Origin of the sequence: Kribbella sp. NBC_00709 (genome assembly GCF_036226565.1) — a bacterium.
Classification (GTDB): domain Bacteria; phylum Actinomycetota; class Actinomycetes; order Propionibacteriales; family Kribbellaceae; genus Kribbella.
On record NZ_CP108996.1, the window covers coordinates 2,413,287 to 2,436,960 of the forward strand.

Consider the following 23,674-nt stretch of genomic DNA (forward strand, 5'->3'; position numbering starts at 1 on the left):
TGATGGCTGACGCGTTGGGGCAGACAGAGCCGGTGGCACCGGTCGATCGGCGCCTGTCGCGGCGGCAGATGCTGGCCGACGACGTGTACGAGGCCATCAAGACGATGCTGATGGACCACGTCATCAGGCCAGGCGCCCGGATCTCGATCGACGGGCTGGCGCGCGAGTTCCAGGTGTCGTCGACGCCTGTCCGGGAGGCCTTGGCGCGGCTGGAGTCAGAGGGGCTGGCGGTAAAGGAGCCGCTGAAGGGGTACCGCGCGACGCCGCTGCTGACGTTGGAGGAGTTCGACGACCTGTACCGGTTCCGGCTGCTGCTCGAGCCGTGGGCGGCGCGCCGGGCGGCCGAGCTGATCTCTCCTGAGGGTCGGGAGCGGTTACGCACCGAGTTGGCGAACGCGGTGGAGCCGACGTCGATCGACTACGCCGGGTACAAGTCGCTGACCGCACACGACAACCGGTTCCACTCGCTGATCGCGTCGCTGTCCGGCAGCGAGCAGGTCCGGCTGGCGTTCGAGCGCACCCACTGCCACCTGCACATCTTCCGCCTCCACTACAACCGCGACATCGGCCCCGAAGTCCTCACCGAACACCGCACCCTCGTCGAAGCCATCACCTCCGGCGACCCCACCCGCGCCCAAGCCGCCATGACCCAACACATCGAAAACTCAATGACCCTCAGACTCCGCCGCATCTACGAATGACCCGCCGCCCGTTCCCCCTCGCAGTACCCCCAGAGCTGACGGCGTACATCCTCGACTTCCACTGGGACCTCGAACTCCTGCACGCCCTCGACCTCCCTGGTCTTGAGCTCCCCTTGGCCGATCTCGCCCATCACCTCGACCTGCCGTTCTGGGCGCATGCCGGCCTCCCCTTCCAGATCACCCCACACCAGGTCGCGGCGGACCCGGTGACCTACCGCGACCAGTACGAACGCACGCTGGCCGCCGATCCAAGTCACCCGTTGGACGTCGTACGACGCCCCGACGACCGGATCACGATCCTCGACGGAGTGCATCGCCTGCTGCGGGCCGAACTCGAAGGGCGGGCTGTGGTCGCGGTACGAGTGCTGCCGTGGACGGAGCTTGATCGCATCGCCGTGCGACGGTGAAGAACCCCCGTGCTTCGTACCCGCTCCTCGTCGCGTTCTTGAGCGACAACGGTCACTCCAGGGGCGCGCCGCCGTACGAGACCTCGTTGCCGTCCGGATCGAAGAACGTCGCGTGGCGTACGCCGTTCTCGTACGTCTCCTGCACTGCGGGCTCGAGCCCTCGGTCGGCAATCGCGCCCAGCACGCCGTCGAAGTCCTCGACGAACAACGTGTGCTGCGCATGTCCCGCGTGCTCAGGCACCACCTCGATGTAGAGGAACTGGTGCGCCCCGAGCTCCCACACGGCCTCGACGTCATTGGGCAGAAAACTCGGCGGCCCACCCAACAACTGCTCGTACCAGGCGACCGCGATCCCGTAGTCACGCACGGAGACTCCAGCGAACAGGTCCATACCGAACCCTACCGACAACCGAAGGTAGCTCGCCGGCGTGCAGGTCGATCGGCTCGACCACCTCGTGCTGACGGTCGCGGATGTCGACAGGACCATCGACTTCTACCAGCGAGTGCTGGGGATGGAGGCGAGGAAGGTCCGGTCGAGCGTACTGGCGCGACCGGACCGATCCTCAGTGTGTACTTCCGCGACCCCGATCGGAACCTGATCGAGCTCAGTAACTACCTCTAGGCAGGTGCGTCGCCGTGGTCGGGGATTTCTAGTTGTACGCCGCCTTGGAGGGCGGACTGGTGGGCGTAGATGCCGGGGAGGGTGTAGCGGGCCGAGACCCAGGCGTTGATGGGCGGGAGGGTCTTGTCGGCGACCGCGCGGACGAAGTCGTCGGCGAGGAAGTGGTGGGAGCCCTCGTGGCCGTTGTGCATACCGGCGAACGCCTCCGGCAGGCGGCTGCGGTCGTGGACCGGGGACAGGCCGGAGCGGAACGCGTCGCGGAGCGCCGGGTCGACGTTCGCCAGGTCCGCGTCGTCGAGTGAGCTACTCGGCTTGGTCTCCATCAGGTGCGAGACGTCCTCGACGCCTTCCTTGTTCTGCCAGAGCGTGGTGGTGGCGAGTTGCTCGAAGCTGCCCTCGGTGCCGAACACGCGCAGCCGCGACTCGCGGATGTGCGACGGGTACCCGACCCGGCGCATCTCGTTCGTCCGCATGATCCCGCCGTCGGCGAGCTTGAAGAGTGCGGTCGCGTTCGAGAAGTCGTTGTCGAACTGGCTGACGTCCTTGTCGAAGACGCCGTCACCGCGGTCGTCCTTGACGCCGATCGCCGACACGTGGGTGGCGTGCTGACCGGTCACCGACAGAACGTTGCCGACGGCATGCGTCGGGTAGAGCAGCGGCGGGAACGACGCGGTCTTCTTCCAGTCCTCGCCGCCGGAGTACTGGTACGCCGCGTAGAACCCGAGGTCCATGTCGTGGACGTAGTCGCCCTCGGAGTAGAACACCCGCCCGAACGCACCCTCGGCGAGCTTCTGCCGGCAGTAGACCGAGGACGGGTAGTAGAAGCTGGTCTCGCCCATCATGTACGTCAGGCCGGTCTCCTTGACCAGCTCGATGATGCGCGCGATCTGGTCCGCCTCGATCGCCATCGGGACCGTCGAGTACACGTGCTTGCCGGCCTCGAGCGCCTTGATCGCCATCTCCCCGTGCAGCCAGCGCTGCGTGAAGATCGCGACCGCGTCCAGGTCCGACTCGAGCATCTCCTCGAACGACGCGTGCGTGACTGCGATGCCCTGCTTGGCGGCCATCTCCGCGGTCCGCTCCGGGATGACGTCGGTCAGCCGCACCTCGGACACGTCCGGGTGCGCGGACCACAGCCGCAGGAACGAAGGAGCGAACTGGCCGGCGCCGACCACACCGATGCTGATTCCCATGCGAGAGAGCCAATCACACATTTATGTTCTACGGAAGAACAAATTCAGACGTTGGAACGTGTGAGGCGAGGGGCGTTGGAAAGGTGTGCGGCGGATCGCCAGGCCATCACAATGGCGGGGTGCGTCCATCGGCCCGCGGGGTGGGCGGGCGGAGGTGCAGTTGTGATGGCCTGGGGATCCGCTACCTCGCGAGCTGGAGCAGGTGGGGGTTGTCGGTGGTGATGCCGTCGACGCGCAGAGCGACAGCCTCGGCCAGCGTCTTGGCGTCGGGGACGGGCCAGGCGGTGGTGGACAGGCCGGCGGCGTGCAGCTCGGCGACGCCCGCCGCGGTCAGGCCGGCGATGCCGCAGAGGGACCAGCTGGCCTCGGCCGCTCGGGTGCGGGCGATGACGTCGGCGATCTCCGGCGTCCGTCCGAAGATGTGGCCGGTCGTCACGTCCGGGAACGCCTGCCGCATCGCGAGCAGGATCTCCGGGTGGAACGAGGTCACCAGCGTCCGCGCGGCCAGCGCCGGATCCGACTTCAGCGACTGTGCGAGCAGCGGTACGGCGGCCTCGGCCTTCACCTCCGCCTGGAAGCGGACGTCGATCGCGGCGACCGTCTCGGACCAGGTCGGTACCTGCTCGCCGAGACCCGCATCCAGCGCGCGGAGCTCGGCGAGCGTCAGTGCGGCGACCTCGCCCGACCCGGAGGTGGTCCGGTCGACGGTGGCGTCGTGCATGATCACGAGCTCCCCGTCGGCGCTCACCCGCAGGTCGAGCTCGATCTCGTCGCAGCCGTCCGCGACCGCCCGGCGGAACGATCGCAGCGTATTCTCCGGTTCGGTCCCGAGCGCGCCCCGGTGGCCGGTGATGATCACGAGAACCGCTCCTCGTTCCACCCGGTGATGATCACAGCACCTTCTCCTCGTAGAGACGTTTGACCTCGTCGCCGATCGCCTCGAGCCGCCGCGCGACCGAGCCGAACACCTGCTTCGGTTTGGCGTTGTCCGCGTAGATCTGCTGCAGCCCGGTGTAGATCTGCACGTTCGCGTTCCGCCCGTACAACCGGATCGCGTCCTGCTGCCGCGCATTCTCCAGCTGCGCGATCGCCACACCGTAGTTCGGCTGCTCGGCGATGAGCTTCTTCAGGTCGGCGTCGTCCCGGGCCTTGTCCACCACGGGCAGGTACCCGGTCTGCGTGGTCCACCACGCCGAGTTGTCCGGATGCGCCAGGAACTGCAGGAACGCGGCCGCGGCCTGCTTGCGCTCGTCCGAGATGTTCCGCAGCATCCCGATCCCGCCACCGCCGGTCGCCAGCCCGGTCGCGACCTCGGACGGGATGAACCCGGCCCCGACCTTGAACTTCGCCTTGCTGCTGATGGTCTTCATGCCACCGGTCGACTCCTGGATCACCGCGACCAGCCCGTTGGCGAAGTCCGTGCTCGGGCTGCTCGCCATGTACGCCGCCCCGAGGTCGTGCACCATCGACCGCTGCCACTCGCCGGCCGCGACCGCACCGGCCTCGTCGATCGTCACGTCCAGACCGCGCGAGTACGCCCCGCCGAACTGCCACACGTTCCCCTGGAACTGCCAGTCCCCGTCGATCTTCGCGAACGCGATCGTCCGCAGCGACCGCCCGCCGGACTGCACCTTCGCCAGCGAAGGCACCCACGACCGCAGTTCGCTCCACGTCCGCGGCGCCCGATCGGGCAGCCCGGCCTTCTCGAACGCATCGCGGTTGTAGTACAGGATCGGCGTACTGCGGGCGAACGGAACCGCCCAGCTCTGCCCCTTCACGACGTACTCGCCGAACAGCTTCTGCTGGAAGACGCCGGGACCGAACCCGTCGTTGAAGTAGTTGTTCAGCGGTTCGAGCGCGTCGTTCAGGAAGAACCGCTCCCAGGTGACATCGGAGAGTACGGCGAGATCCGGCGCCTGCTTCGCGACCAGCGCGGCCGCGACCTTCTGCGCCACGTCGTCGTAGCTGCCTTGGAACTGCGTCTCGACGTACACGTCGTCCTGCGAATCGTTGAACTTGGCAACGAGTTTGTCGACCGCCTTGCCGTTCACGCCGCCGTACGGCGTCCAGAAGACGACCCGCGTACGGTTGGCGTACTGCTTCGGCATGTCGCCGGCCGGCTGCGAGTAGATCGCGTCCACCGACCGGTACCCGCAGCCCGCCAGCGTCGCGCCGGCCGCGAGCCCGAGGAACATCCTGCGCTTGAGCATCGTCATCCCTTCAGAGCTCCCTGCGTGATACCGCCGACGATGTAGCGCTGGGCGATCAGGAAGATCAGCAGCATCGGCGCGAGTACCAGCAGCGTGCCGGCCATGATCGTGCCCCACGCCGCGAGACCCTCTTCGTCCTTGAGGATCAGCAGCCCGACCGGCAGCGTGCGCATCGAGGCGGTGTTGGTGACGATCAGCGGCCAGACGAAGTTGTTCCACTCCTCCACCGCGGTGATCACCACGACCGTGACGAGCATCGGCTGCGACATCGGCAGGACGACGCGCCACAACGTGCGGAGGTGTCCGGCCCCGTCGACCGCGGCCGCGTCCGTCACCTCGGTCGGCAGCGTCAGGAAATGCTGGCGCATGAGGAACGTGGCGAAGGCCGATCCGATCCCGGGGATGATCAGCCCGGCGTACGTGTTGATCCAGCCGAGTGTTGCCACCGTCAAGTAGTTGGGCAGCAGCGTCACGTGGCCCGGCACCATCATTGCCCCGAGCACCAAGAAGAACAGCACCTTCTTGAACGGGAACCGCAGGTACGCGAACGCGTACGCGGTCAGCACGGCGTTGATCACCTTCAGCGCCGTGCCCACCACCGTGATGATGGTGGAGTTCAGGAAGAACCGGTCGAACGGCGCGGCCTTCCAGGCCAGGCTGAAGTTCTCCCAGGTCAGGTGCGGCCACCAGGCCGGCGGCCATTGGTAGATCTGACTCGGTTCCTTGAACGCCGTGGACAGCAGCCAGTACAGCGGTCCGAGGAACAGGGCCGCCACACCGATCAGTACGACGTACTGAATCGCGCGCGTCTTCATCGGTAATGCACCCGCCTCTCCATCACCTTGGCCTGCACCGTGGTGACGACCAGCAGGATCACGAACATGATGATCGACAGCGTCGCCGCGCGGCCCGCGTTGAACGCCTGGAAACCTTCGTTGTAGATCGACCAGCTCAGCGTGGTGGTGGCATCACCAGGGCCACCACCGGTCATCACCGCGATCACGTCGAAGGCCTGGAACGTGCCGATCACCGTGGTGATCAGCAGGAAGAAGGTGATCGGGGCAAGCAACGGCAGCTTGATCGCCCGGAACCTGGTCCAGGTCGAGGCCCCGTCGATCGCGGCCGCCTCGTCGAGCTCCTTCGGCAGGCCCTGCAGGCCGGCCAGGTAGATCAGCGCAGCGAAGCCGACGTTCTTCCACAGGTAGACGATGACGAGCCCGGGCAGGGCCCAGTCGGAGTTGTTCATCCAGTCCGGCGGCTCGGCGCCGAACGGCTCGATCAGCGCCCGCATCAGGCCGTACCCGGGGTCGAAGATGAACGCCCAGATGGTGGCGACCGCGGCGCCGGACAGGATGTGCGGCGCGAACGCGATCGTCCGGACCGCGCCGCGGCCCTTCAGCGGCAGGTTGAACAGGAACGCCAGCGCCAGTCCGATGACCAGGCTGCCGACCACGATCAGGCCGGTGAATACCACCGTGATCCACAGCGTCTTGTGGAACGCCGGGTCGGTCAGCGTGCGGCCGTAGTTCGCGAGCCCGATGAACTTCGGCCGGGCGGCGATCATGTTCCAGTCGGTCAGGCTGAGGAACGCGTTGTAGATGATCGGCCAGTACGCGAAGACCGCGATCACCAGCAGGTTCGGCGCCACGAGCAGGGCGAACAGCCCGTACTCGCGCCGTCGCCGGCGTTTCAGCTGATCGTTGCCGGTAGCAATTGTTCGTTCGTCCGGATGCGTCCGCGCCGGCAGGTCTACTACCGTCACACCGACCTCCTAGGGGTGAGGATGTCGAGAAAACCAGCGGCCAGGGAGGGGGCCGCCGCCAGAATGCCTTGTGGGAAGGCCGTTCCGGGTCCGCGGACCACGGTGGCACCGGCCTCGCGGGCGATCAGAGCGCCGGCCGCGACATCCCAGGGCTGGATGAGGTGCTCGTAGTACGCGTCCGCCGTACCGTCCGCGACCGAGCACAGGTCGAGGGCGGCGGATCCACCACGACGGATGTCGCGGACGGCGGGAAGCAGGTCTTGCAGCAGAGCTGCCTGCTCGGCGCGACGCTCCGGCAGGTAGGAGAACCCCGTACACACCAGAGCCGTCTCCAACCGAGCTTCCCGCACCGGAGCAAGAGGCCGCGGCGTGTCGTGCCGGCGGGCGCCGGCGTCGCGGGCGGCGGACCAGGTCGTGCCGGTGCGAGGTTGGTGGACGACGCCTGCGAGGGCGCCGCGTTCGTCCTCGACGGCGATCGAGACGCACCAGTCGATGCGGCCGTACAGGTAGTTGACCGTGCCGTCGAGGGGATCGATCACCCAGGTCAGACCGGTCGTCGACGGACGGGAAGCACCTTCCTCGCCGAGCAGCCCGTCGCCGGGCCGGGCCGCGGTGAGGCCATCGGTGATGAGCTTCTCGGAGGCGCGGTCGGCCGCGCTGACGGGGTCGCTGGCCGATGTTTTGGTTTCGACATCGGCGGCGTCGATCGACAGACTCTGTTGACGGGCCAGGAGCTCCTCGCCTGCCGCGACGGCCAACTGAACGGCCAGTTCACACAGGTCAGCGGGTGTCGTGGAGGCGGGCATGCCGGTGAAATTATCACCGTTGGATGGTTACGTATAGAGAATCACTGTGATTTTCTCACGAAGATCACATCGAGAAGCAGAATCGTTGCAATCCCGCCGACGAGCAGCCCCAGGCGGTGCAGCCCCACGTCCGTTGCCGGGCCGGCGAAGACGAGCGCGATCGCGGCCGCGGCGAGGTTCGCCCCGACATACTGCGAGGTCCGGAACAGACCGGCCGCGGCGCCCGCGACCTCGGGCGGGGCGGCGCGGTAGACGGCCAGCTGGTTGCCGAGTCCGTTGAATCCGTTCGGTACGCCGAGGATCGCGCTGATCAGGACGAGTACGACGATGGGTGTGCCGGTGTGAACTCCGAAGGCGAGCGCCGCGCCGCCGATCAGGAGGCCGGCCGAACCGATCATCAGCAGCAGCCGGTGACCGTGGTGGCGGGCGAGCCTCGTTGCGATCGCGACAGTGATCGCGCCGAGGGCCGCGATCGGGAGCACCACCAGGCCGACCCGGGTCGGATCGAGGCCGCGGGCCTGCTCCAGCCAGCCCGGCAGGCCGTAGAAGATCGCGTAGAAGGCGACGTACGTGAGCATGGTGCGGAGGTAGCCGAGGGACAGCGGTGCGCTCCGGGCGAGCAGTCGTACGTCGACGAACGGGGTCGTGGAGCGGCGTTCCCAGAGGATGAAGAGTGCGGCGAGCGGGATCGCTGCCGCGAGCAACCACCAGTTCGGGCGGGTGGTCAGCGAGAGCAGGACGAGCATGAGCGCGGTCATCGCGAGCGTGAACAGGACCAGGCCGGCGAGGTCGATCTCCCGCCAGAGCTTGCGGTCGTCGTCCGCAGGTCGAGGCGAATCCTTGGGCACCAGGCGGAGTACGGCGATGCCCGCGACGGCTGCGACGGGGAGGTTGACGAGGAAGATCGCCTGCCAGTCGAACGTGCCGACCAGGAAGCCACCGACGCTCGGCCCGAGAGCCGCTGAGGTCTGCGCGAACACGGACAACAGGCCGAGCGCGCCCACTGCGGAGGCCTTCCGCCGGTCGGCGATCCGGCGGATCATCGCGACACCCGACGGGAACTGCGCGCCAGTCCCGATTCCGAGCAGGACCCGCGCGACGATCAACCAGCCGAGGCTCGGTGCGAGTGGGGCCAGCGCGGACACAACCGCCACGAGTGCAAGGCCCGCCAGGAACACGCGCCGCGCGCCGATGAGATCCGCCAGTCGCCCGGCCGTCGGCGCCGAGACCGCTGTCGCGAGGTACAGCCCGGAGACCAACCACTGCGTCTCGGTCCCTGCGTGAAAGTCCGCCCCGATCGCCACCAGCGCGACGGCGATCATCGACGAGTTCAACGGCTGCAACAAGGTGCCGAGCCCGACCGACGCCGCATACTTCGCCGGCATCCCCGGCTGATCGACGGCCGGCCGTTCCTCGACCACCTTCGTTACGCCGCCCCTCACCTGGCTCATTGGGGGACCGCGGAGAGTTTGTCCATGAGGCGGGCGGCCAGATGGAGAAGGTCTTGTTCTGTGGGGGTGAGGGTGGCGTCCATCGCCTTCGCGAGGAAGGTGTCGCGCCGGCGGCGGTCTTCGCGGACGAGCGTGACGCCGGGGGTCGTGATCTTCAGGAGGACCTGACGCCGATCACCAGGGTTGTCAGCACGGCTGATGAACCCGGCGTTGACCAGGTCGGCGGTGGCCCGCATCATCGTCTGCGGAGCGACGCGCTCGGCGGCAGCCAGGTCGGCGTTGCTCATCGGACCTTCGCGCTCCAACCACCCGAGCACGTTCAGCTGCGAGTAGCTGAGCTCACCCTCAGGACGCTCCTGACGCAGCCGCCGGACCAACCGGAACAAGCTGGTGCGGATCTCGTGAACGGCTGCGTCAGAAGCATTCATACCATCAGCATAGCTGATGGTCTCAATCGTCGTCGTCGTTCCGCAGCCGCACCCCGGTCACCCCGTCGAGATCGTCCAGCGCGACGACCAGGTTCTGCAGCGGCGGCCGTCCGGTGAACCGCATCGACGCCCGTACCTGCGGCTGCGGCCCGTCCCGATGCACCTCGGTCCCGAGCACCGACGCCTCGAACCCCATCGCGGTGGCCGTTGCCAGGATCGACCGCAGTACGCCGGAACCGTCGTCGTACCGCACCGTGACGATGCGCCGGCGGTCCGGCGACGGCAGGAACCGGCCGAGCCGGGCGAACGGGCCGACCGCGACCAGATGCAGCACGGTCGCCGCGACCGCGAGCACCGGCATCCCGGCGCCGCAGGCCATCCCGATCGCCGCGGTCATCCAGATCGTGGCCGCGGTCGTGAGCCCGCGGACCACGTCCCGGCGCATGAAGATCACCCCGGCGCCGAGGAAGCCGACGCCGGACACGATCTGGGCCGCGATCCGGGACGGATCCAGGTTGACCTCGGTCCCGAGGACGGCGTTGAAGCCGAAGCCGGAGACCAGCGTGAACAGTGCCGCGCCCGTGCCGACCAGCGTGTGGGTCCGCATTCCCGCGCTCTTCTGCCGCACCTGGCGCTCGATGCCGATGATCATCGACAGCACGAACGCGATCAGCAGCAGGAGAAGTTCGGTCCAAGTACTCGATGTTGCCAGTTTCATGATCCCTATCCTGTGCCCCGACTACGCGGAGACCAGCCCCACCGGGTCCTTCCCAGCCAGGAACGCCGCCACAGCCTCCGCGGCGATCGAGCCGGCCCGGTGGGCGGTCTGCCGGGTTGCTCCGGCCAGGTGCGGCGTCATCACGATGTTGGGTGCTGTCAGCAACCGTGACCCCACCGGCACCGGCTCGGCCGGGAACACGTCGAACGCCGCCGCTCCCAACTGGCCCGACTCCAACGCATCCACCGTCGCGTCGTAGTCGAGCAACCCACCTCGCGCGGTGTTCACCAGTACGGCGCCGCGCGGCATCGACGCGATCTGCTCCGCGCCGATCATGCCGCGGGTCTGATCGGTCAGCCGGGCATGCAGACTCACCACGTCGGACCGCCGCAGCAGCTCGTCGAGCTCGACCAGCTCGATGCCCTCCGAGGCCTGATCGACGAACGGATCGGCGACCAGGACGTGCGCACCGAAGGCCAGCATCACCCGCGCGACCCGTTGCCCGATCGCGCCGTACCCGATCAGTCCCACGGTGGAGCCGTCGAGCTCGACCCCGCATTCGTCGTACGCGTAGAGGTCGGAGCGCCACTCCCCCTGCTCCAGTGTGCGCTGCAGCCGCGGAAGGTTGCGCAGGGCACCCATCATCAACGCGACCGCGTGCTCAGCGGCCGCCACCGCGTTGCGTCCGGGCGTCGAGGCGACCGCGATCCCGCGCTTGATCGCGGCGGGGACGTTCACGTTGACCGGCCCGCCGCGGCAGACCACCAGGAACCGCAGATCGGGCGCGGCTTCCAGCACCCGCTCCGTGAACGGTCCCATCTGCGTGACCGCGAGCTCGACCCCGGCCAGCGCCTCGATCAGCTGGTCCTCCACGTCGCTGGCCTCGTCCACCTCGGCAACCCGCCCGTACGGCGTCAGCGGCCAGGGCAGCGTGACCTCACGGAAGTCGAACGCCACGTCCGGGATCGCGGTGAGCGCCGCGGCGAGCAGCTCATTGCGAACGAAGTGATCGCCGGCGAGCAGGGTCTTGACGGTTCTCATCGATCTCCTGGATAGGTAGGTGCTGGGTCGGACCAGCGCGGGCGGGCCGCTTCGATCCGGCGCAGGTAGTGGGCGTATCCCTCGGCGTAGAACGTGGCGTGGTTCGGATCCGGGTCGACCTGGCGGGTCTCGGCGATCCATTCCGTCCCGGCGCTGTCCGGGTCGACGGCGCGCCGCGCGCAGATCACCGCACCGCGCGCGGCGACCTGTTCGGCCTCGGCGGTGTGCAGCGGCGCGTTCAGTACGTCGGCGAGGATCTGGGTCCACTCGCTGCTCCGGGCGCCACCGCCGCACACCGTCACGCGCCCGCTCCAGCCGGCTGCTTCGAGGCAGTGGCGGGCGGCGTACGCGATCCCTTCGCAGGTCGCGCGGACCAGGTCGGCCGTGGTCGTGGACAGCGAGACGCCGTCGATCGTGCCGCGAGCGTGGGTGTCGACGAACGGTGCGCGTTCGCCGGCCTCCGACAGATAGGGCAGCACCGTGACGCCGGACGCGCCGGGCCGGCTGTCCGCGAGCAGAGCTGGGAGGTCGTCGGTGCCGACGCCGACAAGTGCGAGTACGCGGTCGAGGGCCGCCGTACCGACCATGGCGGGCATCGCACGCAGCCAGACGCCGGGCGTCCAGGTGCCGAGGAACAGCCCGGCGGGCTCGCCGTCGACGGGTAGCTCACGGGTGACGACCTGGCAGGCCAGCGTCGTACCGACGGTCAGAAGCGCGTCGCCAGGCTCGGTCACCCCGGCACCGGCCGCGGCGGCCGGAAGGTCGTACGGTCCGGAGGACACCCGGGTCCCGGCTGCCATCCCGGTCGAGTCGTCGCGCAATTCGCCAACAGGCCCACCGGCGGCAACAGGCGCCAGCAACCCACGCAGCTCCGACAACCCCGTGGCCGCCAACGCTTCCTCGTCGTAGTCCCCGGTCCTGGGATCGAGGAACGGCGCCGAGGCATCGGAAACATCCGTCGCCCGTACGCCGGTCAACGCCTGCATCACCACGTCCTTGCAGTACGCCGCCGTACCGGCCCGATCGATCACCTCAGGCTCCTCCGCGAGTACTGCGGCCAGCAGCGGACCCGACGCCCCGGGGAACATCCGGTTGCCCGATCGCCGGAACACCCGCTCGGCGACACCGTCCGCGGTCCACTGCTCGAGGATCGGGCTCGAACGCGCGTCCAGCCAGGAGATCGCCGGGCGGACCGGCGTACCCGCGTCGTCGACCAGCCAGAGGCCGTCGCCCTGGGCGGTGATCGCCAGCACGTCCGGACGGGTGCCGACGGCCGCGGCCAGTTCACCGACCACCTCGTTGACCGAAGCAACTATCTCCTGCGTCTCGTGCTCGAACCGCCCAGGACTCCGGTGCAACAGCCTGGTCGGCCGCGATACCTCGGCCAGTGGGCGTCCGTCGGCGCTGAACGCGACGGCCTTGGTGACGGTGGTGCCTACGTCGACCCCGACATCCATACGCTCCCCCTCCTAGAGTTTGGCGACCTCCACGGTCGCGCCGTGGTCGCGCAGCGGTGTGATGAGGTCCTGCGGGGTCTTCTCGTCGACGATCACGACGTCGAAGTCGGTCAGCGGGGCGAGCCGGTGCAGGGCGGTGCGCTGCAGCTTGCCGTGGTCGAGCAGCAGGACCTTGGTCTTCGCCGAGCGCAGCATGGCCCGTTTGACCAGGACGATCTCCTCCTCCTGGTGGAACGCGTGCGTCGGCGACACCGCGGACACCGAGCAGAACAGCAGGTCGGTGTGCAGCGCCTCGACGGCCTCCGCGCACGGCATCCCGCCGAACGAGTCGTGGGTCGCGGAGTAGATCCCGCCGAGTGCGAGCAGGGTGATGTCGCGGAGCTGGGCCAGCCGGGTGATCGCGGGCAGGAAATTCGTTGCCACGGTCAACGGAGTGATGTCCTCGAACAGGTCGACCATCGCCAGCGCGCTGGTCGAGTCGTCGAGCATCACCGACATCCCCGGCTCGATCATCGCCCGCGCGTGCCGGGCGATCGCGGACTTCTCCGCGTGCGCGGTGTTCAGCCGGTACGCGACGTTGCTCTCGAACACGCTGGTCGGCTGGGCGCTGACGCCACCGCGGTACTTGCGGACCACGCCTTGCCGCTCGAGCTCGTCCAGGTCGCGGTGCACCGTCATCACGCTCACCCCGAACGCCTCGACGAGGTCATTGGCCGAGACGGAGCCGTTCTTCACGACGTACGCCGCGATCTCGGCCTGCCGGCGCGCGGGACGGCTCAGTTCGGTGGTGTCACCATCGACATCCGATGTCATGCCTGGGTCTCCAAACGTAGTGCTGGAACGTTGTACGCCTCGAGACCCACTGTGCCGTCCTGCCACCGGAAACGCACCAGCGCCGCGGGACCGAGCGCAGGTAGCAGTCTGCGGTAGTCGTTCAGCCGCAGTCCGAGCACCCTGCACACGAGCAGCCGGACGAGCGTGTTGTGCGCGACGACGAGGACCCGCTGACCCTCGTGCCGCTCGGCGATCCCGGCCAAGACCTCGTGCACCCGGTCGGCCGCATCCGCGGGGTGCTCGCCGCCCGGGAAGTGGTCGAGCACCGGGTCCAGCACGAACGCCTTCGCCACCGCCGGTGGTAGCTCGCTGAGCATCTTCCCCTCGGCCGACCCGAAGTCGACCTCCCGCAGCCGGGCATCCAGAGTCGGCTCGAGATCCAGGGCCTGCGCGGTCGGACCGATCGTCTGCCGGGCCCGGAGCATCGGCGAACACCACAACGCGTCCGGCGCGTAGTCCAGAGCCCAGTCCTTCAACTGCTGAGCCTGCCGTACGCCGACCTCGTCGATCGGGAGGTCCGTCGATCCCGTGTAGCGATTGCCGTGATGCCAGTCGGTCCGGCCATGGCGGGCCAGCACGATCGTCGTTCTCATCCCCTGTACCCCCGGCGGTCGAGCTCCGCGACGAAGTCGCCGTACAAGTCGTCGAGTGGTTGGTCGCGCGGTTCGAGGACGCGGTCCACGCGGACCATGCGTCGCGCGGTGCCGGTCAGATCCGTCCCGCCGGATGCGGCCAGGACCGCCATCCCGTACGCCGGGTCCGGTACGGCGGGAAGCTCCACGGGTACGCCGAGGACGTCGGCGCGAAGCTGGTTCCAGTAACCGCTCCGGGTGGCGCCACCGGTGAGCGAGACCGAACGGACCGGGTCGGCTCCGAGCGTCTCCAGGTGCTCGAACGCGAGCCGCTCGATGAAGGCGACCCCTTGCAGCACTGCGGCGTACGTCCGGAGGTCGTCGGGCGTACCGCCGAGCGTGAAGCGCTCGGCCTGAGGGGCGACGAAGGGGAAGCGCTCGCCGGTCTTGGTCAGTGGGTAGGTGACGGCGTCGATCGGGCCCTGGGCGCGGGCCGCGCGGTCGAGGGCGTCGAGATCGGCTCCGGGAAGGAGTTCGGTGAGGACGCCGGCACCTGTGCTGGACGCGCCGCCGGGGAGCCAGCCGCCGTCGGGATGACGATGGCTGTAGACGGCGCCGGTGGGGTCGGTGAGCAGGTCGTTGCTGACGCCTTTGAGGACGAGCGTCGTACCGAGGACCGAGTTCCAGGCGCCGGGGCTGAGGGCGTCGGCGGCGATCTGGGCGGCGCAGCCGTCGGTCATGCCGGCGTGGACGGGCACGCCCGCGGGAGTGCGGCCGAGCTCGACGCCAGGGCGGACCACCTCGGGGAACGCCGACAGCGGAAGGCCGAGTTTGTCGAAGGCCGCGGCCGGCCAGGCCTCGGCGATCAGGTCGTAGCCGGTTTTGAGGGCGTGACTGGTGTCGGTGGCGACCGGGTGGCCGACGAGGTGAGCCGCCACGAAGTCGGCGCTGTGGACGACGCGACGGTCGGCCAGGTCGTGACCGTCCGCGACGAGGTCGAGGATCTTCGGGAGGGCCCAGGTGGGTTGCATGCTGTGGGCCCAGCGGTCCGGGTCCGCGTCCACGATGTGGTCGCGACGGGCGGCCGCGCGCGCGTCGTCGTACATCAGAGCGGGAGTGACCGGCCGGCCGGCGCGGTCGGTCAGGAGGAAGGTGCCGGAGGTCGAGCAGATCGCGATGCCGTCGAGGTCGGTCGCCCCGACCTCGGCCAGGACCGCGTCGACGGCGCTGAGCCAGGTCTGCGGATCCTGCTCGTGACGGGCGCCCTCGCGGTGGCTGTTGAGCGGTCGGGTTGCATGGGCCAGAACGCGGCCCTTGGCATCGGCCAGCACGGCCCGCACACTTTGCGTGCCGAGGTCGAGACCGATCCAGCCCACGAAGCGCCTCCCAGGTGAGTGTTATCTAGGTTGATAACATAACACCAGAAGACGATAAGAACGCGCCAGCCCCCTGGCCGAACGCGGACACAACAAGGCTCCCGCAGCCGAGGTGCCTGCGGGAGCCGGGTCTGACAGTCAGGAGTGCATCAACACCAGGGCCGGGTCGACTGCAGCCAGCTCGAGGCGGCCGGCATCGACCGCGCCGTACGCGCCGATCGGGCCGCTGCTGGGCCGGCCGTTGCGGCTGGTCCAGAACCCCCAGTCGGCCGGCGCGTCCGGCCAGGCCGGGTCGGGCTCCCAGCCGATCGGCGGGCGCCAGCTGTCACTCGGCGGCTCAGGCCAGTCAGGCGGCGTGTTGAACTTGTGCACGAGCGGTCCCTCCGGGTTCCCCAGCGATCCGCTGATCGCGATCTACCTGACAGGTAAACGATCTGGCGCGCCGAATGTCACGGATAAATCTTCGTAAAGTTTCATCCGGCACACGGCCACCTATCTCACCACCAGAACCGCACCCCGGCAACCGCTCTCTCACCAGCCGGACTGCATGTGCATCGGCACCGGCATCAGTTGCCTCCTCCACAACCAACCCCCAGGTTGTCCACAGCAACCGTCCGCCTATCCACAGCCCGATCCACTTATCCACAAGTAATTCTGTGGATACACAGCGTGCTGACCGACTACTCGCAGGCCACGCCGTCGTTGTCCCGGTCGAGATGCGCGGAGTAGCCGGGTTGACCGCGATACAGCGGCGCCTTTCCTGCTGCTCGCACAGCTGCGCAGTTGGCGTAGTAGACGGTGGTCGACGGAGCGCTGGTCTTCTTCGGCTCGGCGCTCTGGGTGTTCCGGGCAAGTGGCACCGGTGCTGTGGTCTTGCTGCTGGTCCGCGGGGCCGGCACCGTCACCGTCCGCGCCGGCAACGGCGGTTGGGTGATTGTTGCCGTCGGCCCCGGGACCGTCTGCTGCACAGTGACCGACGCTCCAGGAACAGTCACAGTCGTCGTCGGCCCTGGGAGCGTCACTGTCGTCCCTGGCGTCGATGACACGGCCGCCGGGCTGTTGGTGCTCCCGATCGCACCCAGGATCACGATGAATGCCACCGCACCCGCGACCCATCCGGCGATCAGTCTCACCGGCGGCTCAGCGCCGTACCGTCCGTTCGGCCCGCGGGCACGCAGGCCGCGGGCGTTCAACCAGAACGCCCATCCAGCCGGAGCCGGCGGCCAGGACGGGTCCGGTTGCCAGCCAGGTGGTGGTTGCCAGCCAGGTGCCGGCGGAGCCGGCCAGCCTGGTGGCGAATTGAAAGTTGCCATGAGTTCCCCCTCGGGGGCTACATCCAGTAACCGTGACCATGTGTTACAGGTCGTCGAGGAGTGACAGCCGGCCGGCTGCGCGTGGCCGACGGGATCAAGCGGCGGTGGCGGTCTCGCTGAGGCGGGACGGGAGGGTGCCGGCGGCAACTCCCTGGTCCAGGGCGGCGAGGTGGGAGCAGGCGAGGGCGATCGCCTCGGCCTGCGTGCGGCAGCCGTCGGCGTACCAGTAGGGATCGTCCGGCTGCCGATCATCCGCGTCGTCGATGTCGGCGTACCAGCAGTCGTGCCGGTAGTGCACGACCCGCACCTTGAGCTTCATGTGCGGTGTGACGCCATACACCATCACCGGGTTCCTTTCGACGCAGGTCGAATGGGTCCTCGAACCGGAACCCGGCGTTTTACGGTCTCGTCAATCTCCCCGTCAGCACAACGATTCAGGAAAGGAATTCACTATGGTCACCAGCTGGGGCATACGACGCGCACAGCGAGCAGTCGACGCGGCAGCGCAGCGGGTTGTGGACGAGAAGCAGAACAAGACGGACATCAGTCGAGAGCTGGGGCGCATGCCGGGGCACCACGATGCGTTCCGGACCGCTGACAAGAACATCAAGAACGCGAAGAAGGACCTCAAGAAGGCCGAGAAGAAGCTCGACAAGAAGCAGCGCTGACTCCGGCTCCGCGGTAACGGACCATTCGATCCTTGTTTGAACGGTTTACAACGATGGCAAACTCGTTCTACAACGTGGGAGATGGTCCGCCCCAGCCCGGAAGGTGTCCGTCATGAGGTTCCGCCCCGTCCTCAGCACGCTGCTCGCCGTACTCCTGACCGGCTCGGTCGGAGCCAACGCTCCCGCCGCCGAACGCGAGGAGAACGCGGTGACGTCCCAGACCTTCCGTAATCCGGTGAATCCGTCGGCGGATCCGTCGCTGATGTTCTACAACGGGAGGTACTACGTCGCGACCACCCGCGGCGACCGGATCGGCATCTGGTCGTCGCCGAGCCTCGCGACGCTGCTCGTGCAACCCGAGCAGGTGGTGTGGCGGGACACGGACACCAGCCGCGACACGCAGATGTGGGCGCCGGCGTTCCGGCACGTCGGCGGCCGTTGGTACATCTACTACACGGCCTCGGACGGCGTGGACGCCAACCACCGGATGTACGTCCTCGAGTCGGCCGGCGACGATCCGCTCGGGCCGTACAGCTTCAAGGCGAAGATCGCGGACTTCGGTGAGTACGCGATCGACGGCGAACCGATCACGGTCAACGGGCAGCAGTACTTCGTCTGGACCGGCCCCGGCCGTGGTCAGGGCGGACCGGCGCAGCTGTACATCGTGCGGATGAGCAACCCGTGGACCTCCGTCGGTGATCGCGTCGCCATCCCCGCGGACGGCGGCTGCTCGGAGGTCCGCGAAGGGCCGACACCGCTGTACGGCGCGACGCGCACGTTCCTGACCTACTCGACCTGCGACACCGGCAAGCCGGACTACCAGCTGTGGATGAAGAGCATCGCGAACGGCGCCGACCCGATGGCCGCGTCGAACTGGGTCCAGCACGCCGGCCCCATCTTCTCCCGCAACGACGAGACCGGCGTCTGGGGCCCGGGCCACCACTCGTTCTTCAAGTCGCCGGACGGGACCGAGGACTGGATCGCGTACCACGGCAAGAACACCAGCACCTACACGTACAACTTCCGCACGACCCGGGTCCAGAAGATCACCTGGAACGCCGACGGCACGCCCAATCTCGGCCGGCCGCTCGCGGCCGGCGCCACGCAGGACCTGCCCTCGGGCGACCCGGGTTCGTCGAACTACTGGATCAACGACACCGACACAGCAGTCGAGTACGCCGGGAGCTGGAGCTCGGGATCCGGTTGCGGCAACCAATGCTTCTGGGGCAACGACCACTGGAGCGGCGAGACCAACGCGACCGCCACCATCCACTTCACCGGCACCCGGGCCGCCCTGCTCAGCGTGGCCGACACCGGCAACGGGATCGCGGCCATCTCCGTCGACGGCGGTCCCGAGCAACTCGTCGACTACTACAGCTCGATCCGGGTCGGCGAGCAGCTGATGTACATCAGCCCGATGCTCGCCGCCGGTGCCCACACCCTCCGGGTGCGAGTCACCGGCGACAAGAATCCGGCATCGGGCAGCACGGTCATCAGCCTCGACCGCATCGAGGTCTACTAGACGAACGTCTTGACGACGGTCCGGCCGTTGACCATGACCAGGTGGCCGTCGTCGCGGAGCTGGACGACGCTGCCTGCGCGGCGGGTGTCGTACATCCAGGTGATGTCGCCGAAGTTGTTGAACGTGTAGAACGTGCCCTCCGGTCCGACCGAGCCGTACGACTCCGGCGCGCCCTTCTTCCCGGTGCTCCACAGGACGGTGGTGCCGTTCTTCAGGAGCACCAGATTGCCGGTGGTCAGGAACTTGAGCGTGTAGACCCGGTTGACGGAGTACATGATCACTTCACGTCCGGCCGGGTCCGGGGCATGGATCTGGCTCTGCGGCATCAGCGTGCCGACCACCATGTGCCGGTTCCAGTTCGCCTTGCCGCGGGTGTTGTAGATCGCCAGGTTCCCGGTGTCCGGCAGCACCAGCTTGGCGCCGGCGCTCTTGATGCTCATCGACCAGATCTTCGTCCGCCCGTAGATCATCTGGAGCGTCCCGTCCGTGCCCATCACCAGCACGGAGCCCGCGCGCCCGACTCCGGAACTCCACAACCGCCACGACACCCCGCGCTGGAACAGCTTCGCCTCCCCACGCGTGTCCATGATCAACGTGAAGACCCCGCTCCGCGACCGGATGTACTGCCCGGCCAGCAGCTTCTGCCCGGGCAGAAGCGTGTCCGACACCGCGGACACCGTGGTGCCCGACGCAGCCGAGCTGGGCGCAGCCTCCGCCGAAGCGCCCCCCAGGACCGTGAGACCAGCTATCGCGAGGCCCCCGATGACGGCAGCCCATTTCTTCATGACCATTGCAGATTCCCCCTCCGTCCGATCAGGCTCAGAACCTATCGCCCCTCAGGATCACCGGACGGCGTCCGCAGTACGACGGGACCGAACAGGCCTGATACGTTCTGTCCGGAAGAGATGAAGTGGGTGGGACTGACCGCGTCCAGGTAGGGCGCAGCGGTGTTGAAGACCTCCACGCTGAGCGTGTGCGGCCCAGGTGAGATGTCTACCAGCGGATAGCGGTACGGCGAGCAGAACCGTGCCCCGACACTCACGCCGTCGACCAGGACTTCCGCCGTACCCCGGACCCGACCGAGATCGACGCTCGACAGGCCGCCCTCCGGGACCACGATCGAGCGGCTGTACCGGACCCCGCCGCTGAACTCCGCAAGCCCTTGATCCGCCCAGTCACCCAACTCGATCTTCCCGGTCCCGACGATCAGCCGGACCGGCCCGGCCAAGACCGCACCGCCCTCGTGACCAGGTCTCGTACGGACGACGAGCGTTGCGGTTCGGGCCCCGGCCGGGACCGCTGCGGTCAGCGCTCCGCGACCGGTCGCCAACTGCTTCCCGTCGATGATCAGCTCCGCGTCACACACCACGCCTACCTCGAGCTGGACGGTTCCGGGCGGCAGGTCGAAGCGCAGGTGTTCGGTGTGCTCAGGCGACTCCCGCGGTACGGCGAACGTGACTGGCTCGACCACGTCGTCCGCAGTCCCGTCGAGCCAGGCCGCGTGCGGCAGCGGATGCGGGCGACGAGTGAGATAGAGATCCGCGGGCGACCGATGCCAGGGCCGTTGCCGCACCGCCTCCACCGGCGAGTCGTCGACGGTGACCTGCCAGTCGTGGTCCGAGATCACCAGTCCGTCGACCATGATCGGGGACGGCCGCGTGGTCTCGATCGTGATCGTGTTCTCGGTTCCCGGGCGGAGCGCGCCGGCCGCGTCGTACCGCCGTACCCGGGGAGTCGGGCGTTCGTACGGCAGGAAGCCACCCTGCCGGCCGACCTCCTGGCCGTTCACCAGCACCCGCGCGGATCCCCAGGCAGTGACGGTCAGTCGGGTCTCCTCCGCGGGTACGACGGTTGTGCTGAAGCGGACCGTGGTGCCTTCGGCCGGACGCTCGACCGCGGCGATCCATTCGGGCCGGGAATACGCCTCGGTGTCGCGGACGAACGCCACATTCGCGCGCAGGCTCAGCTCCTCGGCAGGCGTCAGCCGGAGCTCCAGGCGATGCGATCCGGCCGCCAGCTGTACCGGCGCGGACCCGAACAGACCGCCTTCGTCCGTGATCGCCAACGGCTGCCCGTCGATCAGCAACTCCTTCGCGGCGGACGCGCTGACGACGGCCGTCGCCTGGAGGCCCTCGGCGAGGTCGAAAGCCGCCGTGAACGTCACGGTCCGGCCTGCCTGGACAGTGCCGAAGTCGAGAAAGTCCTCCGGCACGTGGCCCTTCGGGCCGAGCGCGTGGTGATGGATGTGGTCCTTGCGGATCCCGAGGAGCTCGGAGTACTCCACCGGTACGCCGTCGATCACACCGTGCGGGCCGAACGTCGCATGCGCCGGCCGCCAGTCCGGCGAACCTTCAACGCGATGATCGAACGTCCACCGTTCGACGACGGCCTGGTCCACAGGCGCCGACGCTGGCCAGGCGAAGTCGCCCCAAGTGTTGTCCAGAGTAGGAATCAAGGTGGTGTCCCAAGACCCGGCCAGGACCTCCGCTGTCCGCTCTGGTGACTCCACCGCTGCGGTGGCCCGATCGCCGGGGGCAAACACGACAAGAGCGGCGGGCCCGGAGGCGAACGGTACGACCACCTCCGTGACGTCCCCGACCACCTTGCAGGGAAGGGGTTTGGACGTACCGTCGACGGGATCGACCAGCAGCGGCGTACCCGGCGCTTCCCGGACCCGGATCGTTGCCGTCCGCTCGTATCGCCCAGGGTCGAACGTGTAGCCGACACCGGCCCACTCGTGACTGATCCCGCGTCCGACCGGCTCGCCCTCGATCTCGGTGGCGCTCCACTCGGTCGCCGTAGCGAACACGACCAGCGCACCATCCACCTCGCGGGCGAGCACCGGCAGGTCCGACTCCACCCGCGGCGAGAGTCGCGCCAGCACCCCGGGCACATCCTCGGCCGACTCCACCAGGACGGCCTGCTGCTCCGCCAATCCCTCCGGAACGTTGCCAACAGCCACAATCAGCCCACCTGCGGCAGCGAACCCGGTCAGCCGTTCGAGCACCGCCTCTTCAAGAACAGTTGCCACTGGCAACACAACGGCGGCGTACGACTCGTCGGCCACGAGCAGCCGCGGGCCGGTCCCGACCTCGGCGCCGGCCAGCGAATCGTCGTCGATCACGTCCGCGTCGATCCGGGCCCGGTCGAGGATCCCAGGCACCGGTGCGAACCAGGTCGCGTCCCCGACCAGCTCGCGGTACACCCGCTGCGCCCGCTCGGCCCGCTCGCCCGGTCCGTCGAAGCTGAGATCCGCCTGCGCGGTCGCGGTCGGAAACAGTACGGCGACATCACACACGTGCCTGCCGAGCGAAAGCGCGGCACACAGCCGGGACACCGCATCGGCGAACAGCTTGTGGTGCCGCCAGTACGGCTGGCGCCAATCGGTCGACGGCGGTGCCCACTCCCACCACCCGGCGCGGGTCGTGTAGTAGACCGCGTGCGGGTTGTACAGCGTCGCGCCGGTCCGGATCCAGGGCAGGAGCCAGTCGTACGTCTCCTCCAGCGTGCCGCCCCAACCGGTGGAGTGGAACGCCTCGATCCAGGTCCGCGGCCGGCCGTACAGGTGGGCCAGCGACGAGTGGATCCGGGCGTCACCGTGGTGATCCGATCCCGGTGCGCTGAACCAGCGATGCGTCCGGGCGTAGTCGGCGTACAACTGCACACCCGCGACCGGTTCGCCGGCCCGCGCCGGGTCCTGCTGGTCACAACCCACGATCAGCCCGTGCTTGTCGTGCCACGCGTGCAGCGGCTGGAAGAACGCCTCCTCCGCCAACGCAGCGCGCAGTGCGTGATAGTCGCGCCGCACGTCGTCGCCATCGGGTACGTCGAGATCCCAGAGCGCACCGAGCCGGTCCCGGAGGTCGTAGCCGTAGCGTGCCTCGAACCGCGCGGCGAAGTCGGCGGACCACGTCGGCACCGACGGCAGCTCGTCCTGGAACGACCCGACGACCACGCTCCCCAGCCGGTCACCGAGCCTCCGCTCGAACTCACCGTGTACTTCGTCGAGCAGCGCCGCGCACGCCGTCGTACCCAGGTAGTCGAAGCCGTGGTCGATCTCGTAGTACAAGGAAAGCTGCGACTCGGCGTCGACCTGGACCGAGGCACCGGAGTCGTCGACCGCGACCGGGCCCGACGGCTCCACGGTCGCCGAGATCATGCGACCGCCGGACGGGCACCGCAGCTCCAGCCGCCCGGTGCCCGTCGTCGTGAGCCGCTCGAGCCGCCGGCCCGCGTACGCCGGTTGCCGAGCCACCAGCCGCGCCTGGATGTCGGCGCCCGAGAACCCCAGCTGGTCGTAGAACCACAACGTCATCCCGAGCTCGGCCGCGTCGTCGCACACGCCGAGGAAGATCTCCCACCAGCGTTCGGAGAAGAACGGCGGATCGTCGGCGTCACAGCCGTGATCCGTCCCCGCCGGTGCGAGGTTGAGGACGACGAGCTGGTACACACCGCCCGCCGCGAACCGCTCGAGCTGCCAGCGCAGCCGCGCCGGATCGAGCGGCTCACCGCTCCACCACCAGATCGGGGCAGGTGAGAAGGACCTGGGCGGATCGGTCAGCACCGCCGCCAGGTGCTCGGGGAGAGCCACAG

General features: G+C 68.5%; 25 protein-coding genes. 5 read left to right on the forward strand and 20 right to left on the reverse strand.

The genetic code is table 11. The annotated features are described in order from the left end of the window. The first annotated feature begins 2 nt into the window (after positions 1-2). Both OHA18_RS11830 and OHA18_RS11835 read left to right on the forward strand, forming a co-directional pair. Complete coding sequence (locus OHA18_RS11830) at positions 3-701, forward strand: GntR family transcriptional regulator (RefSeq protein ID WP_329004069.1); 699 nt, start codon at positions 3-5, stop codon at positions 699-701. Beyond that, positions 698-1,108 carry a hypothetical protein gene (locus OHA18_RS11835; RefSeq protein ID WP_329004070.1) on the forward strand — a complete coding sequence of 137 codons (411 nt, stop codon included), beginning with the start codon at positions 698-700 and terminating at the stop codon, positions 1,106-1,108. Before OHA18_RS11830 ends, OHA18_RS11835 begins: the two co-directional genes overlap by 4 nt. Positions 1,109-1,160: 52 nt before the next feature. Here OHA18_RS11835 and OHA18_RS11840 read toward each other — a convergent pair whose 3' ends face one another. Continuing rightward, entirely contained in the window at positions 1,161-1,475 is a 315-nt protein-coding gene (locus OHA18_RS11840) for a VOC family protein (protein WP_329004072.1), read from the reverse strand. Between the two features lie 61 nt (positions 1,476-1,536). Here OHA18_RS11840 and OHA18_RS11845 point away from each other — a divergent pair, with 61 nt between their 5' ends. Continuing rightward, positions 1,537-1,707, forward strand: coding sequence for a VOC family protein (locus OHA18_RS11845; protein ID WP_442914382.1), 171 nt, complete (start codon positions 1,537-1,539; stop codon positions 1,705-1,707). A gap of 19 nt (positions 1,708-1,726) precedes the next feature. Here OHA18_RS11845 and OHA18_RS11850 read toward each other — a convergent pair whose 3' ends face one another. From OHA18_RS11850 to OHA18_RS11930, 17 genes are all read right to left on the reverse strand, one after another. Beyond that, complete coding sequence (locus OHA18_RS11850) at positions 1,727-2,923, reverse strand: Gfo/Idh/MocA family protein (protein WP_329004073.1); 1,197 nt, start codon at positions 2,921-2,923, stop codon at positions 1,727-1,729. 181 nt (positions 2,924-3,104) lie between these two features. Continuing rightward, complete coding sequence (locus OHA18_RS11855; protein WP_329004074.1) at positions 3,105-3,803, reverse strand: glycerophosphodiester phosphodiesterase; 699 nt, start codon at positions 3,801-3,803, stop codon at positions 3,105-3,107. Between the two features lie 10 nt (positions 3,804-3,813). After that, positions 3,814-5,139, reverse strand: a complete 1,326-nt coding sequence (locus OHA18_RS11860) for an ABC transporter substrate-binding protein (protein ID WP_329004075.1) — start codon at positions 5,137-5,139, stop codon at positions 3,814-3,816. Further along, positions 5,136-5,948, reverse strand: coding sequence for a carbohydrate ABC transporter permease (locus OHA18_RS11865; RefSeq protein WP_329004076.1), 813 nt, complete (start codon positions 5,946-5,948; stop codon positions 5,136-5,138). The genes OHA18_RS11860 and OHA18_RS11865 overlap by 4 nt, the downstream gene beginning before the upstream one ends. Beyond that, entirely contained in the window at positions 5,945-6,895 is a 951-nt protein-coding gene (locus OHA18_RS11870; protein WP_329004078.1) for a carbohydrate ABC transporter permease, read from the reverse strand. Before OHA18_RS11870 ends, OHA18_RS11865 begins: the two co-directional genes overlap by 4 nt. Next, positions 6,892-7,701 (reverse strand): inositol monophosphatase family protein, encoded by an 810-nt coding sequence (locus OHA18_RS11875; RefSeq protein ID WP_329004080.1) that lies wholly within the window; start codon positions 7,699-7,701, stop codon positions 6,892-6,894. The genes OHA18_RS11870 and OHA18_RS11875 overlap by 4 nt, the downstream gene beginning before the upstream one ends. A gap of 41 nt (positions 7,702-7,742) precedes the next feature. After that, complete coding sequence (locus OHA18_RS11880; protein ID WP_329004082.1) at positions 7,743-9,152, reverse strand: MFS transporter; 1,410 nt, start codon at positions 9,150-9,152, stop codon at positions 7,743-7,745. Next, positions 9,149-9,580 (reverse strand): MarR family winged helix-turn-helix transcriptional regulator, encoded by a 432-nt coding sequence (locus OHA18_RS11885; protein WP_329004083.1) that lies wholly within the window; start codon positions 9,578-9,580, stop codon positions 9,149-9,151. The genes OHA18_RS11880 and OHA18_RS11885 overlap by 4 nt, the downstream gene beginning before the upstream one ends. 22 nt (positions 9,581-9,602) lie before the next feature. Continuing rightward, positions 9,603-10,298 carry an MgtC/SapB family protein gene (locus OHA18_RS11890; protein ID WP_329004084.1) on the reverse strand — a complete coding sequence of 232 codons (696 nt, stop codon included), beginning with the start codon at positions 10,296-10,298 and terminating at the stop codon, positions 9,603-9,605. A gap of 21 nt (positions 10,299-10,319) precedes the next feature. Next, positions 10,320-11,339 carry a 2-hydroxyacid dehydrogenase gene (locus tag OHA18_RS11895; RefSeq protein WP_329004086.1) on the reverse strand — a complete coding sequence of 340 codons (1,020 nt, stop codon included), beginning with the start codon at positions 11,337-11,339 and terminating at the stop codon, positions 10,320-10,322. Beyond that, positions 11,336-12,796 (reverse strand): FGGY-family carbohydrate kinase, encoded by a 1,461-nt coding sequence (locus OHA18_RS11900; protein ID WP_329004088.1) that lies wholly within the window; start codon positions 12,794-12,796, stop codon positions 11,336-11,338. Before OHA18_RS11900 ends, OHA18_RS11895 begins: the two co-directional genes overlap by 4 nt. Before the next feature lie 12 nt (positions 12,797-12,808). Continuing rightward, positions 12,809-13,609 (reverse strand): DeoR/GlpR family DNA-binding transcription regulator, encoded by an 801-nt coding sequence (locus OHA18_RS11905; protein WP_329004089.1) that lies wholly within the window; start codon positions 13,607-13,609, stop codon positions 12,809-12,811. Beyond that, a complete protein-coding gene (locus tag OHA18_RS11910) occupies positions 13,606-14,223 on the reverse strand; it encodes a histidine phosphatase family protein (RefSeq protein WP_329004090.1) in 618 nt (205 codons plus the stop codon). Before OHA18_RS11910 ends, OHA18_RS11905 begins: the two co-directional genes overlap by 4 nt. Further along, a complete protein-coding gene (locus tag OHA18_RS11915) occupies positions 14,220-15,578 on the reverse strand; it encodes an FGGY-family carbohydrate kinase (protein ID WP_329004092.1) in 1,359 nt (452 codons plus the stop codon). The genes OHA18_RS11910 and OHA18_RS11915 overlap by 4 nt, the downstream gene beginning before the upstream one ends. 138 nt (positions 15,579-15,716) lie before the next feature. Beyond that, positions 15,717-15,950 (reverse strand): hypothetical protein, encoded by a 234-nt coding sequence (locus OHA18_RS11920; RefSeq protein ID WP_329004094.1) that lies wholly within the window; start codon positions 15,948-15,950, stop codon positions 15,717-15,719. Between the two features lie 308 nt (positions 15,951-16,258). Further along, positions 16,259-16,891: an excalibur calcium-binding domain-containing protein gene (locus tag OHA18_RS11925; protein WP_329004096.1), complete on the reverse strand. Its 633-nt coding sequence runs from the start codon at positions 16,889-16,891 to the stop codon at positions 16,259-16,261. A gap of 94 nt (positions 16,892-16,985) precedes the next feature. Next, positions 16,986-17,234: a hypothetical protein gene (locus tag OHA18_RS11930; RefSeq protein ID WP_329004098.1), complete on the reverse strand. Its 249-nt coding sequence runs from the start codon at positions 17,232-17,234 to the stop codon at positions 16,986-16,988. A gap of 109 nt (positions 17,235-17,343) precedes the next feature. On the opposite strand from OHA18_RS11930, the gene OHA18_RS11935 reads away from it, so the two are divergent. Continuing rightward, on the forward strand, positions 17,344-17,559 hold the full coding sequence (locus OHA18_RS11935; RefSeq protein ID WP_329004099.1) for a hypothetical protein: 216 nt from the start codon (positions 17,344-17,346) through the stop codon (positions 17,557-17,559). A 112-nt stretch (positions 17,560-17,671) separates the two neighbouring features. Next, positions 17,672-19,081: a glycoside hydrolase family 43 protein gene (locus OHA18_RS11940; protein ID WP_329004100.1), complete on the forward strand. Its 1,410-nt coding sequence runs from the start codon at positions 17,672-17,674 to the stop codon at positions 19,079-19,081. Here the strand turns inward: OHA18_RS11940 and OHA18_RS11945 are convergent. Both OHA18_RS11945 and OHA18_RS11950 read right to left on the reverse strand, forming a co-directional pair. Further along, positions 19,078-19,749 carry a hypothetical protein gene (locus OHA18_RS11945; RefSeq protein WP_329004102.1) on the reverse strand — a complete coding sequence of 224 codons (672 nt, stop codon included), beginning with the start codon at positions 19,747-19,749 and terminating at the stop codon, positions 19,078-19,080. The genes OHA18_RS11940 and OHA18_RS11945 overlap by 4 nt on opposite strands. A gap of 158 nt (positions 19,750-19,907) precedes the next feature. After that, positions 19,908-23,672 carry a hypothetical protein gene (locus OHA18_RS11950; protein WP_329004103.1) on the reverse strand — a complete coding sequence of 1,255 codons (3,765 nt, stop codon included), beginning with the start codon at positions 23,670-23,672 and terminating at the stop codon, positions 19,908-19,910. Between the last annotated feature and the right edge of the window lie 2 nt (positions 23,673-23,674).

What these genes read in the sequence shown, in the direction of transcription:
- OHA18_RS11830 (WP_329004069.1), top strand. Translation starts at nt 3, where the DNA reads ATGGCTGACGCGTTGGGGCAGACAGAGCCGGTGGCACCGGTCGATCGG.
- OHA18_RS11835 (WP_329004070.1), top strand. Translation starts at nt 698, where the DNA reads ATGACCCGCCGCCCGTTCCCCCTCGCAGTACCCCCAGAGCTGACGGCG.
- OHA18_RS11850 (WP_329004073.1), bottom strand. Translation starts at nt 2,923, where the DNA reads ATGGGAATCAGCATCGGTGTGGTCGGCGCCGGCCAGTTCGCTCCTTCG.
- OHA18_RS11860 (WP_329004075.1), bottom strand. Translation starts at nt 5,139, where the DNA reads ATGACGATGCTCAAGCGCAGGATGTTCCTCGGGCTCGCGGCCGGCGCG.
- OHA18_RS11865 (WP_329004076.1), bottom strand. Translation starts at nt 5,948, where the DNA reads ATGAAGACGCGCGCGATTCAGTACGTCGTACTGATCGGTGTGGCGGCC.
- OHA18_RS11875 (WP_329004080.1), bottom strand. Translation starts at nt 7,701, where the DNA reads ATGCCCGCCTCCACGACACCCGCTGACCTGTGTGAACTGGCCGTTCAG.
- OHA18_RS11880 (WP_329004082.1), bottom strand. Translation starts at nt 9,152, where the DNA reads ATGAGCCAGGTGAGGGGCGGCGTAACGAAGGTGGTCGAGGAACGGCCG.
- OHA18_RS11885 (WP_329004083.1), bottom strand. Translation starts at nt 9,580, where the DNA reads ATGAATGCTTCTGACGCAGCCGTTCACGAGATCCGCACCAGCTTGTTC.
- OHA18_RS11890 (WP_329004084.1), bottom strand. Translation starts at nt 10,298, where the DNA reads ATGAAACTGGCAACATCGAGTACTTGGACCGAACTTCTCCTGCTGCTG.
- OHA18_RS11895 (WP_329004086.1), bottom strand. Translation starts at nt 11,339, where the DNA reads ATGAGAACCGTCAAGACCCTGCTCGCCGGCGATCACTTCGTTCGCAAT.
- OHA18_RS11900 (WP_329004088.1), bottom strand. Translation starts at nt 12,796, where the DNA reads ATGGATGTCGGGGTCGACGTAGGCACCACCGTCACCAAGGCCGTCGCG.
- OHA18_RS11905 (WP_329004089.1), bottom strand. Translation starts at nt 13,609, where the DNA reads ATGACATCGGATGTCGATGGTGACACCACCGAACTGAGCCGTCCCGCG.
- OHA18_RS11910 (WP_329004090.1), bottom strand. Translation starts at nt 14,223, where the DNA reads ATGAGAACGACGATCGTGCTGGCCCGCCATGGCCGGACCGACTGGCAT.
- OHA18_RS11925 (WP_329004096.1), bottom strand. Translation starts at nt 16,891, where the DNA reads ATGGCAACTTTCAATTCGCCACCAGGCTGGCCGGCTCCGCCGGCACCT.
- OHA18_RS11930 (WP_329004098.1), bottom strand. Translation starts at nt 17,234, where the DNA reads ATGGTGTATGGCGTCACACCGCACATGAAGCTCAAGGTGCGGGTCGTG.
- OHA18_RS11935 (WP_329004099.1), top strand. Translation starts at nt 17,344, where the DNA reads ATGGTCACCAGCTGGGGCATACGACGCGCACAGCGAGCAGTCGACGCG.
- OHA18_RS11940 (WP_329004100.1), top strand. Translation starts at nt 17,672, where the DNA reads ATGAGGTTCCGCCCCGTCCTCAGCACGCTGCTCGCCGTACTCCTGACC.